This is a genomic window from Cytobacillus sp. ABV4_503 (assembly GCF_056158445.1).
In genome coordinates this window covers 4,195,507-4,208,856 of sequence record NZ_JBSWTH010000001.1, presented here as the reverse complement: position 1 = coordinate 4,208,856, position 13,350 = coordinate 4,195,507, and the positions used below count along the sequence as shown (strand labels likewise).

The following is a 13,350-nucleotide window of genomic DNA, read 5'->3' as shown; positions in this document are numbered from 1 at the left end:
AAGACGGAAAAATGGCAGCAACAGTAGTCCCAAAGCCAGACTTAATGGGTGAGCAAGCAGTAGATCCAGCTTCAAAGGTTCTTGCTTAGGAAGAACTGGAAGAATTTTTTCCTGAAATGCAGCAGTCCTCCGAATGGGGGGACTGTTTTTGGTTTAGCTGATAAAATGTCAGGTTTAGCTGATATATCTCAGATTTCGCTGATAAAAATGTTATATCGCCGATATATTCTAAATTTCGCTGAAAAAATCAATTTTTAGCAGATCGATCATTCAAATAAAGGAAATGGTTGCTGAAAAGTCGAATTCTTTTTATAAAAATTAATAGAGGAGTGATAAATTGATTGGAAAACCTAGGGCAAAACCAATCTTTCTGGTTAAATTGGAGACATTATTGAAAAGATTGCCGGAAGGTCATCCAAAATACTCTTTGATAAAAACAGATTATGCCAGACAAAGGGCTGGATATATAGGTGAAAAACTTCTTGAATTTCCCTTGAGCTACCTCCCCGGCAAGGATTATTTAATATTCCATGATTTGAGACTTTCGAATGGCAGGCATTTCTTCCAAATTGATGTCCTGCTCCTTACCCCTTTTTTTATTTCCATTCTCGAAGTGAAAAATATTTCAGGATCTATCTTCTTCAATTCCTCATTTAAACAAATTATCCGGACCATTGAAGGTAAGGAGGAAGGATTTGCCGACCCGGTGGCACAGGTAAAACGGCAGGCAGAGGATTTAAAGAATTGGCTCGTTAGGTACCGTTTCCCTGTCATTCCGATTGAACCACTCGTTGTTATGGCAAATGAACACACTGTAATTAAATTCGATCCCCGCGATAAAATAACCCCATATTTAGTAATCCCCTCTTTGGATATCCTCAGCAAAATGAGATTCTATGAAAAGAAATTTACATCCTCGTTCCTCAATTCAAGACAGCTCAAGAAGTTATATTCACGCCTAATAGCTGACCATACTCCAGCAGAAATTGATATTTTTCAAAGATATGCAATACAGAAAACTGACTTGATAAAGGGTATTCAATGTCCTAGCTGTTTATCGTTTCCTATGAACAGGGTCCATGGCAACTGGAAATGCCTTGCATGCAGCCATGTTTCAAAAAATGCACATATTCAGGCATTAAATGATTATGCCCTCCTGATTAGTCCCACAATAACAAATAAAGAGGCCAGATATTTTTTGGGCAGCCTATCCAGTGATACTGCAAAGCGGATTCTTAAGCAATCTTGCAGAGTAAGTACAGGAGATAAAAAAGGGAAACGTTATTTTATTCCTTTTGATGAAGTTTAATTGACAATGAACTTTCCCTGTATTAAAGTTAACTACGTTAATAGTTAAACAGTTGAACAGTTAAATGGTAGAATAATTACTCCGTGAGGTGAATATATAAGTGAATGTGCCAAATATTAAGGACTTGGTCGACCGGTATATTGCCGTTTCTTTTTCCGTGGAGAAAAAGGCTGCGTCACTTGTGAAAAATCAGATTGGCAGCGATTTGACCAATGACCAGCATTTTACACTGAGGTACATAAATCAGGTGGGTTCTTGTACTTCCTCAGAGCTTGCTGAAGTGTTTGACGTGAAAAAGAGCGCGATTACGGCGATGATCACGCGTATGTGGGAAAAAGGGCTGATTCAGCGAACACGAGATGAAAATGATCGCAGGGTTGTCTATCTGACTCTTACCGAAAAAGGGAATGAGTTGTACATCAAAGCAGAAGAAAAGATTCATAACCTTGTAGAATCACTGATAAATAGATTTGATCAGGCCGAAATTCAGCAGTTCATTGAAACCTTTGAAAAATTGGATAAAGTACTATCGCAGTCTAACGGGCAGTAAGACTCCCGTTCTAGACTCAGGAGAAATCGAATGAGTATGAGCGGAAGACAAACTGCGCGTATAGCCCCGAAAGAGGGACAAAGACTAGAGAACGCCACTTCCTGTGGCAACGCCTTTGTGACTCACTTCCTGTGGGCCTCAGCAAACAGTCAGCGGGGGGAGAGAACCCCACTGATTGAAGTTTCACTTTATCAGAAAACAAAGCGGGGGATTAAAGAGTGTATTCAATTATTAAAAGAAAATGGCTTGTCATTGTCGTTTGGATCGCAGTGGCTGCCGGCTTGTTAATGGCAGCGCCAAACATGGCAGATCTGGTCCGTGATAAAGGGCAGATTACTGTGCCTGAAGAGTATTCATCCACACTTGCCGGGGATATCATGCAGGAAGTGCAGAAGCAGGAAGGCGGAGGGGATGAGACCCAGGTTGCACTTGTTTTTCATAATGATAAAAAGCTTACTGGAGAAGAAATCAAAGAAGCGGAGAAAGCTATCCGGACGCTTGAAGAAAAAAGCGGCGAAATGGGAATTACAGAAATTCTTACCCATTTTAATGAAGAAAGCTTGAAAGAACAGCTTGTTTCAGAAGATGGCAAGTCGATTCTGGCTTCTGTCAATGTAAGCTGGAATGACCGTGAGCCAGCGGAGCTGAGTGAAGAGCTTTATTCAGCTATTGATGATGTAAAGGTAGATCATTATTATACGAGTGAATGGCTGATCAATGAAGATCTCATGAACAGTTCCCAGGAAGGACTGAAAAAGACAGAAGGAATCACAGTCGTCTTTATTCTGGTTGTTTTGCTTCTGGTATTCCGATCAGTGGTTGCACCAATTATCCCGCTGATGACAGTGGGATTCACCTATCTTGCCTCACAGTCCATAGTGGCATTTTTAGTCGATAGGCTTGATTTCCCGATTTCGAACTATACCCAGATTTTCCTTGTTGCGATTCTGTTTGGGATTGGAACAGACTATTGTATCCTGCTGCTGAGCCGTTTTAAAGAAGAACTTTCCTATAATGAAAGCACAGCGGACGCCATTGTGGCAACATACCGAAATGCGGGCCGCACAGTATTCTTCAGCGGTTTGGCTGTTATGATTGGCTTTGCTGCAATTGGCTTCTCGCAGTTTATTCTTTATCAGTCAGCAGCAGCTGTGGCCATTGGTGTAGCAATATTATTAATTGCTTTATTTACCATCGTGCCATTCTTTATGGCGGTGCTGGGACAGAAAATTTTCTGGCCTTCAAAGAAGAGTGCCGAGCATGGAGAAAGCAGGCTATGGGGAACGGTCGGCCGATTCTCGCTGGCGCGTCCATTCCTGGCATTGCTTATAGTGGCAGCCGTTTGTGTGCCGTTCCTGGTGACATATGACGGAGAACTTTCTTACAACTCCCTGGAGGAAATCGGCGGAGATGTTAATTCCATTAAGGCGTTTAATGCCATTGCTGACAGCTTTGGGCCAGGAGAATCCATGCCAACGCAAATCGTCCTGAAAAACGATGAGGAAATGGACTCGGCTGAATATATAGGCCTGGCTGAAAAAATTAGCCGAGAGGTTGAAAAAGTAGATCTGGTGGATACAGTCCGCTCTGTCACAAGACCAACTGGAGACCCAATCGAAGACTTCTTTGTTGCCAAACAAGCTGAGACTCTTGAAGAAGGCCTTGGAGAAGGTAAGGAAGGGTTAAATAAAATTTCAGACGGCTTAAATGAAGCAAGCAGCGAACTGTCCAAATCAGAGCCTGAGCTGCAGAATGCCACAAAAGGAATCAACGATTTGATTTCTGGTACCAATGAAATCAAGTCCGGCCTTGGTGAGATACAAACTAACCTTGCTAAAATTGAAGATGGTATTCGTCAGGGGTCTGCGGGTTCAGATCAAATTAAAGATGGTTTGGAAAAATCCAAGGCTGGAGTGGAAAAACTCACAGCTAATTATCAAAAACTATTAAATGGTTACCAGGTTACTCAAGAGGGGTTAACCCAGCTGCAAGCTGGATATGCCAAGGTGGGTTCAGGACTTGGTGAAATTAGTGCAGCTAATGATAACTTGTATAAGCATCTTGAGGCAAATTATGACTTAGAAACAGATCGAACCTACCAAACATACAAACAGGCTATTCAAAAGAACCTTGGTGAACTTACTGGGGCCTTAACGGAGTTAAATTCGGGGCTAACACAGTTAAATAGTGGAATAGCAGAAGCAAATAATGGATTTGGTGTGATTTTAAATGAACAATCAAATCTTTCTGCAGGACTCCAGCAGCTAATCGATGGAATCGAAGCCCAGCAGGCAGGCCTCAATCAGCTTGCTGACGGCCAGGGGCAAATCGTCAATAATTTTCCGAAGCTGACAAATGGTTTAGCAGGAATCAATGGCGGGCAGGAACAGCTGCTGGCAGGATTCGGCGATCTTGGAGGACAAATCAGCCAGCTGACAGATGGTCTTGGCCAGAGTGCAGATGGACTGGAACAGGTGTCCGAAGGTCTCGGTTCGGCACAGGATTATCTGGCAGGCCTATCGAATTCGGAAAACATGGATGGTTTCTATCTGCCGCCTGAAGTTCTGGAGGATGAAGAGTTTGCCCAGGTATTTGATGTCTATTTATCAGAGGATCGTAAAGTTATGACAATGGATGTGGTGCTTGAAGCAAATCCATATTCCAACGAAGCTATTAATCAGGTGGATGAGATCAAAGCAGCTGTGGAAAGAGCCACTAAAGATACTAAGCTTGAAAACGCGGTTGTCGCAGTAGGCGGGATTACAAGCACAAATGCTGATTTGAGTACGATGTCAGATCAGGATTATTCCCGTACAGTTGTATTGATGCTGCTTGGTATTTCGATTATTCTTGTGTTCCTTTTCAGATCTATCATAATGCCAATCTATTTAATTGGTTCATTGATTTTGACCTACTATACAAGTATGGCAATGAATGAAGCAATTTTCGTGAATTTGCTTGGATATTCGGGCATCAGCTGGGCGGTTCCATTCTTTGCATTTGTTATTTTGGTCGCGCTTGGCGTTGACTACAGCATTTTCTTAATGGATCGCTTTAATGAATACCGTGATCTTTCCATTGCAGATGCAATGCTGTTATCCATGAAAAAGATGGGCACTGTTATTATCTCAGCTGCAATAATCCTTGGTGGCACATTTGCGGCAATGATGCCATCCGGAATGCTGTCGCTATTGCAGATCGCGTCCATCGTTCTGGTCGGATTGATGCTATACGCACTGGTGGTGCTGCCGCTATTTATTCCGGTTATGGTCAAGAACTTTGGCCAGGCAAACTGGTGGCCGTTTAAAAGAAGTGCTAACTAAAGAAAAGAGAGGCTGCTTTCTCACGAAGGCAGCCAATTTTTTAGCAAAGAAAACTGCTTCAGACTATGAGTTTACCTTTTCCCGGCATAATTTTAATATAGCGTTAAGTAGAACATCAGCTCCCTTAGCACAGTCTTCATATGAAGTAAGTTCATCTTCACGGTGACTGTATCCATTTACACTTGGAACAAAAATCATTGCTGTTGGAATAAATGAAGCGATGAATTGTGCGTCATGTCCAGCGCCGCTGTACATTCGATGCCCCCTATACCCTAATTCATTGCAGGCATACTCCACAGCATCAACTACTTCTGCATCAAAGTCAACTGTATCCCGATCCCAAAGCCGTTTCGATTCCACTGAACAGAAATTTGGGTTTTCTGGTAATCCATTTACTATTCTCGTTACTTCTGCGATGACTTTTGGATCCTTATGTCTTGCCTCTAAAGTAAAGGTTACTTCAGAAGGAATGACTGTATGAATATTAGGATAAGCATTTATACGACCGATTGTGTAGACAATATCAGAATCCAGTCTTTGCAGCTGCTTCTGGATATCTGCTATCAAATTGGCAGCGGCGAACATTGGATCCCTACGCATATTGATTGGAGTAGTACCTGCGTGATTGGATTCTCCATAGACAGAGATTTCATAGCAGACCATTCCAAGCACACCTTCAACAATACCAATATCTAAGTTTTTCCGCTCTAGCACAGGTCCTTGTTCAATATGCAATTCGATAAAAGCACTGGCTTCCTGCAAGCGATTTGTTTCTGGACCTTCAAAACCGCTTTCACTTAATGCTTGGGCAAATGAAATGCCATTTGTATCAGTTGAAGCAAGCATCTTCGTTTTATCAAATTTGCCTGATAGAACACCGGAAGACATAAGGGATGGCTCAAACCGGGCTCCTTCTTCATTAGTAAAATTGACAATCGTAATAGGATAATCTAATTCGATATTATCTTCTTTAATTGTATAGACAGCCTCTAAAGCAGTAAGGACACCCAGCACGCCATCGAAACGCCCACCCTTGATTACAGAGTCCAAATGAGAACCTATTACAATAGGAGGCAGGTTTTCCTTACCAGGCAAAGTTGCATATATATTTCCCATATCGTCGCAGGTTACTTTCATGTCCAGTTCCTCGCATAATTCCTGGAATTTCTTCCTTGCTGCAAGATCCTCAGCCGATAATGAAAGCCTTGTTACTCCGTTGTTTGCGGTTTTGCCATATCCACTGAATAATTCAATTAATTGCTGAAGCCGATTAGCATTACACTTTTTCAAAGAATGACCCTCCCTTAATTATTGGGCAACTTCTTCTGCTACCCGGGCATTTTCTCTTTCTACGATTGCGTTAGTAAGGAGACTGACACTCACTCCGATGAATATATTAATCCCAATTGCTACAAATCCAATATTGATATCATTAATAGCACTTGGAATATTTGGGAAGATATTGATTAATTTAAAAGATGTTATTGCGTTATATAATACAATCGAAACTCCTGTTAAAATTCCAGCCATAGCACCGTATTTATTCATAAACTTGGTATTAAAGAAGCCGAAAATCAGCGCTGGCACTAATTGTGTGATCAAACCATATGACATAATGTTTAGGATAGCCAATGCATTCCCGCCTGTAACAGTGAAAACATAAGCTATTAAAATAATCAATAAAACAAATAGTTTGGATACAGTAAGTTGCTGGCGGTCACTGGAGTTTGGCTTAATTAACTTATAAAAACCTGTCATTAATCCTACAGCACCGGACATAACCATAACGGATACCGGCACTAACGCAGTTAATAGGCCAGCCCCGCCTACAATTCCTACAAACCATGGATCAAATGTTTGCATAGTAAGACGCAGCAGTGATAGGTCACCTTCTGCTCCTTGTAATCCCGGCACTTGAATAATCGCTGCAAATCCAATAAAAAAGGCAAATAATATTAAAATGGTATACAAAGGCAAGGTGATCGCATTTTTCTTTAATGAGCGTTCACTTTTAGCAGATAATACTACACTGAAAGATTGCGGTAGCAGGTAAAAACCAAATGCATTTAAAATAATGGTGGAAATAAACCATGGCATACTATAGCCTTCAGCTGCGAAGGTTAAAGCTTCTGGCTTTACTGTTTGAACGGCCTCAAATAAAGGCTGAATGCCGCCGAAATAATGATATGGAATATAGATGCCTAAAAATACAATGACAAATAAAATCATTATATCCTTTAATACTGCATTCCAGGCGGACCCGTGGATACCTGAGACTGTGACATAAATTGTGACAATTACTGCACCGATGGTAGAGGCAATTAATGGCGATATAGCTCCATATGAGGCTTCGGATACAATAATTCCTAAACCTTTTAATTGGATTACAATATATGGAACTAGAGCGATTAAACCAATAAAAGCTACGACTACACCCAGTGCTTTGCTGTTATAATTTTTCATAAAGTATTGAGGCTGAGAAATTACGTTATGCTTTTTTGCAAAACGCCAAATTTTGGGGATGATCCAATAAGAAAGCACATAAGCCAAGCAAATATAGGCTGGAACATAGTAAGCTGCTGCACCATTTGAATAGGCCCATCCACTGCCGCCTAAAAAAGTAAAGGTCGTGTAAACTTCACCTGCAATTAATAAGAATACGAACAGCGTGCCGAATCCTTTGTTCCCGACCGCAAACTCATTTACGTTCATTTCTTTTCCGCGAGTAGCACGAATACCTAAGTATAAAGCGACAGCAGCAACGAGAAAGATGATCACTAAGGCGACGTTCATTCGACTTCACTTCCTTCATTTGCAGGGTCTAATTTATAAACGATGAACAAAATGACAGATGATAGAATCATCCAAACGGCAATCCAAAATAATAAGAATGGCAATCCTAAAATATAGGGTTCAATGCGATTAGCTGCCGGCAGAAGGACACACATTCCTATGAAAGGAATAAGCAGTAATAGTTGTGAGTACTTTTTCACATGCTTCACTCTCCATTCTTAGATTTCATTTGCGTAGACTATTTCACCATCCAGCATTGTTAAATCTGCTTTCACCTTGGGAATCTCCTCAATATGGCAATTTAACAGGGAAGTGTTTAAGATGACTAAATCCGCCAATTTCCCTGCTTCAATGCTTCCTTTTTCACCCTCATCAAAGCTAGCGTAAGCAGCGTTATAGGTATACATGCGGATGGCATCCATGAGAGATACTTTTTGCTGTTGCCCAAAGGCTGTATTTTCGCGTGTTAAACGACTGACAGCAGTGTAAATACCCACAAATGGATTAACTGTTGTTATCGGTGCATCTGAACCAGCAGCTGAAATGATGCCCCGGTCCAATAAATCTCTTGCGGCATACATATAATGAATACGTTCACCATAATTGCGGATATAACTTTCTCCGAATTCATAGGGGAATGAAGGGTTGAGAATCGGAATCACCTTCAGCGCCTTAGCTTTTTCCTGCAAATCTGGGGGACATACGCCTAAATGTTCTACACGATGGCGGTGATCCTCGCGCGGATACTCGTTTAGCAGTCTTTCCACGACATTTAAATATTGCTCTATTGCTTTATCTCCCTGAGCATGCACGGTAATTTGATAGCCATTTTGATGAGCTGTGGAGAAAATTGCATATAGCTCATCTTCTGTATACTGCAAGTAACCGTAATTATTTTCATCACTTGTATAGGGCTCACGAGTAGCAATTGTCGGCCCTGTACTGCTTCCATCAGTAAATAGTTTAGCAGGACCAATTTTGAAAAAGTCATTGCCTGTATGGGTTATTACACCAGCATTCAGCATGTTTTTAGTAAAGTTCTCGCAATCATTCAGACTGCCGATCATTGCATAGATCCTGGTCTTTATTAGCTTCTTGTGTGAAGCAATTTGCATAATTCTAAAGCTGTTTTCATCAAATCCTCCTGCATCATGTACACTTGTAATTCCATAGGAAAATAATTGTTCTTGGGCCTTTGAAAGTGCGTTAAATAATTCTTCATCACTATAAGTCACATACTGATTAAAATGTAAAAAGGCATTCTCGATGAGGCGGCCCGTTAATCTTCCGCGGCCGTCTTTTTCAATGGTTCCGCCTTGGGGATCAGAAGTTGATGAATCTATATCGGCCAGCTTTAAGGCGGCTGAATTAACCATGCCGATATGACTGCAAGTACGGGTAATGACGATTGGGTGTTCTTGTGAAAGGTGATCAAGTTCCTGAATTGAAGGATAACGCTGTTCCTGTACCATAAGCTCATTGAACCCAAAAACCCGTATGATTTGTCCATTTTTAGTCTTTTGGACAATTTCTGATAATTTGCTCAAAAGTTCTTCAACCGAGTTAATCACAGGGTCTTTACAGTTGAGATGCATTAATGTATTGCCGTATAAAAAAAGATGCATATGAGCATCAATTAGACCAGGCAAAACAGATCTTCCATGCAAATCAATGACTTTTGCCGAGGATTTAACGAGTTTTTTTATTTCTTCTGTTGTACCAACCGCTGCAATCTTATTCTCTTCTATCAAACATGCTTCATAGACTTCGTTTTTACTATTAACTGTAATCACTTCGCCATTAATTAAAGCTGTCTGATTCATGGGCTCACCCTCCTTGTCACAAATAAAGTTATAAAAAAAATATAACATAGCTATTTAAGAGCTTGATATGAACATTATGTAAAGTAGTTCCCTCTATCGTTTTACATTATGTTATATTTTTCTGTATAAAGTTTCATAAACCTTTTTTCTTGGGAGGGTAAAATATGTCATATTCACTGACAGTTCAAGACTTATTTGATAAAAACCATTTCCAAAAGGCAGAAGTGATAGCAGGTCATAACGGAATTTTGAATACGATCAAGTGGGTTCATATACTGGAATCGAAAGAGATAGGCACTTTCATTAAAGGAAATGAATTAATATTAACGATGGGAATTCAGCTAATCCATGAAGAAACACTGTTTGAATTTGTTGAACAGCTCATCAATAAAGAAGCTGCTGCATTATGCATTGAATTTGGTGAACATATTCAAACTGTTCCAAAGAATGTAATTGAGCTCGCTAATCAGTACAATTTACCGATTATTGTATTTAACGAAATCGTCCCATTTATTGAAATAACGCAAGAGATACATAGTATGTTAATTAACCAGCAGTACGAAATGATCAAACGTCTCGAAAATTATTCACAGGATATTAATAAATTAACTTTAAAAATAACCCATTATGAACATATTTTAATGAGGCTTTATAAATATTTAAATCTAAGTGTTGCATTCATTATAAAAGGGCAGCAGCCATTATTTATTCCAAATGAGAAGCATCATGTATATCATAACTTAAGGGAAAAGTACGAAAAAAAAGGGGAAGGAAAGCATTTCGCCAAATGTGAAGTAAATATTTTAGAAGAAAGCTATGGAGAAGTTTGTATCTTCACAGAGAACCGAACTATAAATGAGTTTGAATTATTGGTGCTGGATAGAACGGTTACTGCCTTATCACAATATCTGCTGCGAAGTCTCTATATAGAGGAGAAACAAAACATTCACTCCCGCCTTTTATTGGAGTCCTGGTTGGATGGAACAGTTGAAGATTCTGCCATTACATCCTTCTTACAGGAACAGGGTTTTCATAATTTATTAAATTGCACTTATTTTGTATTAATCGACCAAATCAAAAATACAAAAAAAGAGTATGATTTAAACTATTATAAATTATATTCCCGCAATATTTTTGAAAATAAAGGCTTCATCCCATTTTTATTAGAAGAAAAGCAAAGGCTTATATATGTAATTGCTGATATCTATGGACATGATAGAAAACACCGTATCATAGACTGCATTGAGAAAATCAGAAACTTTAGAAAGAACAATAATTATATAAATCTATCGGTCACTACTGCTGTCGGGCAGATTATCAATAATTATAAATCAGTCCGCCAAAGCTTCGAAACTGCACAGGATACTCTGTTAATCCGGAATAACGCTCTTCAGCTTTCCTATTTTTATGAAGATCTTTACATACATCAATTAGTTCTGCAAATGCAAAAAAATAAAGCAATTATGGATTTAGCTAAAAACTATTTAAAGCCTCTTTATGAATACGATGCAAAAAATAATGGACAGCTGATTGTAACGTTACAAGTTTATCTGCAGTGTAATTGTCTCAAAAAAGAAACCGCTCAAAAGCTATTCATTGTTCGCCAGACGCTATATCATCGTTTGTCCAAAATTGAAAGTTTAATAGGAAGTGATTATATGCTTCCTCCCAAGCGCCTTGCTGTAGAAATAATGCTGCTGGCTACTCAATATAACTTTCAGTCTGCCGGCATCGAAAATCAGGATTAGAGGTTTTACACTCATTAATTTTAGAATCTTCAGTTATTGTTTCGCGTGAAGTTTTATCCATCAAGAAGGAAAGCGCTCCTTTCATTTGTCAAATAGTAAATATAAGTGTTGTTAAAGCCCACTGCCTCTTTAAGCATATGGGCTGAAAGCAAAAAAGTTAATCCTTGGCATCTCACATTCAAATACTGCACAAAGTCTTGCTAAAAGGAGTCTCCCTGACCGCATTTTCCGTTCGCGGATCTTCTGAAAAGCGAGTTTAATAGACATCAGACAGAGTCAATATGTGAAATGATATTTAGCAAACATTTTACATTATGTCTGATGATAAACACGAAATTTCACTTCACAATAAAGACAGATGAATTATATTTCTAAAGGAGTGACTCAAATGGGTAATGTTCATATTGCAGATAATTTAGCAGCGAAAGATGAAAAATACCTTTGGCATTCAATGAAGCCATATAACCCGCAAGCAACAGCCATTATTCAAAAAGCGCAAGGAGCCTGGCTGACGGATATTGAGGGGAATCGTTATCTGGATGCCATGTCAGGATTATGGTGTGTAAACGTTGGTTATGGAAGGGAAGAAATTGCAAAAGCTGCATATGACCAGCTCCTTGAGAATAATTATACTCCCTTAACTGTTAGTCATCCTTCAGCGATTTTACTTGCCGAGAAAATAAGTAATCTATTAGGCGGAGATTATGTTGTGTTTTTCTCCAACAGCGGTTCTGAGGCAAATGAAACAGCATTTAAAATCGCCCGCCAGTATTATCAGCAGAAAGGGCAAGGAACCCGGTATAAAATTGTTTCGCGTTATCGCGCATATCACGGAAACTCTATGGGTGCACTCGCAGCAACAGGGCAAGCTGAGCGGAAATACAAGTATGAACCATTAGCTCCAGGATTTATTCATGCTAAAGCTCCGGATCAGTATCGTTACAATGAGGATGGATATAAGAGTGCAGCTGATTTACCTTCTGTTCAAGCGGTAGACGAAATTATGACATGGGAACACTCAGATACAATAGCGGCGATGATTTTGGAACCGATTATTACAGGAGGAGGAGTAATCATGCCTCCTGATAACTATTTAAAAGGTGTAAAGGAAGTTTGCGAGAAACATGGCGCTTTATTGATAGTAGATGAAGTAATCTGCGGTTTTGGGCGTACCGGAAAAGCCTTTGGGCATCAGCATTATGGAGTGCAGCCTGACATTGTTACGATGGCAAAGGGGCTTACGAGTGCTTATATGCCGCTTTCTGCAACAGCGGTAAAGAGAGAAGTTTATGAAGAGTTTACTAGAAACGGAAACTATGATTTTTTCCGCCATGTTAATACATTCGGGGGCTCTCCCGCTGCATGTGCAGTTGCATTAAAAAATCTTGAAATAATGGAACGTGAGAATTTATTTGAACAATCTTCAACAATGGGTGATATTCTTGTTTCTGAATTAAAAGATAAAATATCACATTGTCCTTATGTTGGGGATATTCGAGGAAAAGGATTGCTTATAGGAATCGAGCTGGTAGAAGACCGCATTACAAAAAGTCCCTTACCTGCAGAGAAAGTGAATCAAGTGATTGCTAAGTGCAGGGAGAAGCGTCTGATTATTGGGAAAAATGGCGTGACAGTTGCAGGATACAACAATGTATTAACACTTTCCCCGCCGTTAAACATTACCCTTGAGGAGAAAGATTTTATTATTGCAGGCATAGTGCAGGCAATTGAAACTTTATAAGTAAGTAAACATTCCAACCAGCAGAATTTCCGGTGAAATAAAGCAGGGACAGCCTAAGAATTA

9 protein-coding genes are annotated in these 13,350 nt (G+C 39.7%); 5 read left to right on the top strand and 4 right to left on the bottom strand.

Annotated elements, in window-relative coordinates:
- The first annotated feature begins 337 nt into the window (after positions 1 to 337).
- The 3 genes from ACXAD1_RS21205 to ACXAD1_RS21195 all read left to right on the top strand — a co-directional run bounded on the left by ACXAD1_RS21205 (position 338) and on the right by ACXAD1_RS21195 (position 5,182).
- Entirely contained in the window at positions 338 to 1,309 is a 972-nt protein-coding gene (locus ACXAD1_RS21205) for a nuclease-related domain-containing protein (RefSeq protein WP_474910901.1), read from the top strand.
- Positions 1,310 to 1,409: 100 nt separating this feature from the next.
- A complete protein-coding gene (locus ACXAD1_RS21200; RefSeq protein ID WP_474910900.1) occupies positions 1,410 to 1,859 on the top strand; it encodes a MarR family winged helix-turn-helix transcriptional regulator in 450 nt (149 codons plus the stop codon).
- 218 nt (positions 1,860 to 2,077) lie between these two features.
- Positions 2,078 to 5,182 (top strand): MMPL family transporter, encoded by a 3,105-nt coding sequence (locus ACXAD1_RS21195; RefSeq protein ID WP_474910899.1) that lies wholly within the window; start codon positions 2,078 to 2,080, stop codon positions 5,180 to 5,182.
- Positions 5,183 to 5,245: 63 nt separating this feature from the next.
- Here the strand turns inward: ACXAD1_RS21195 and ACXAD1_RS21190 are convergent, their stop codons facing one another.
- From ACXAD1_RS21190 to ACXAD1_RS21175, 4 genes are read right to left on the bottom strand one after another with little or no spacing between them, the layout of a single operon-like run.
- Positions 5,246 to 6,472, bottom strand: a complete 1,227-nt coding sequence (locus ACXAD1_RS21190) for a Zn-dependent hydrolase (RefSeq protein ID WP_206840222.1) — start codon at positions 6,470 to 6,472, stop codon at positions 5,246 to 5,248.
- An 18-nt stretch (positions 6,473 to 6,490) separates the two neighbouring features.
- Positions 6,491 to 7,975, bottom strand: coding sequence for a sodium:solute symporter family protein (locus ACXAD1_RS21185; RefSeq protein ID WP_206840223.1), 1,485 nt, complete (start codon positions 7,973 to 7,975; stop codon positions 6,491 to 6,493).
- A complete protein-coding gene (locus ACXAD1_RS21180) occupies positions 7,972 to 8,175 on the bottom strand; it encodes a DUF3311 domain-containing protein (protein ID WP_370223459.1) in 204 nt (67 codons plus the stop codon). Before ACXAD1_RS21180 ends, ACXAD1_RS21185 begins: the two co-directional genes overlap by 4 nt.
- A gap of 18 nt (positions 8,176 to 8,193) precedes the next feature.
- Positions 8,194 to 9,798: an amidohydrolase gene (locus tag ACXAD1_RS21175; RefSeq protein WP_474910898.1), complete on the bottom strand. Its 1,605-nt coding sequence runs from the start codon at positions 9,796 to 9,798 to the stop codon at positions 8,194 to 8,196.
- Positions 9,799 to 9,962: 164 nt separating this feature from the next.
- Here ACXAD1_RS21175 and ACXAD1_RS21170 point away from each other — a divergent pair, with 164 nt between their 5' ends.
- Together ACXAD1_RS21170 and ACXAD1_RS21165 are read left to right on the top strand one after the other, a co-directional pair.
- A complete protein-coding gene (locus ACXAD1_RS21170) occupies positions 9,963 to 11,546 on the top strand; it encodes a PucR family transcriptional regulator (RefSeq protein WP_474910897.1) in 1,584 nt (527 codons plus the stop codon).
- Positions 11,547 to 11,934: 388 nt separating this feature from the next.
- Positions 11,935 to 13,287, top strand: coding sequence for an aspartate aminotransferase family protein (locus ACXAD1_RS21165; protein WP_206840226.1), 1,353 nt, complete (start codon positions 11,935 to 11,937; stop codon positions 13,285 to 13,287).
- Positions 13,288 to 13,350 lie beyond the last annotated feature (63 nt).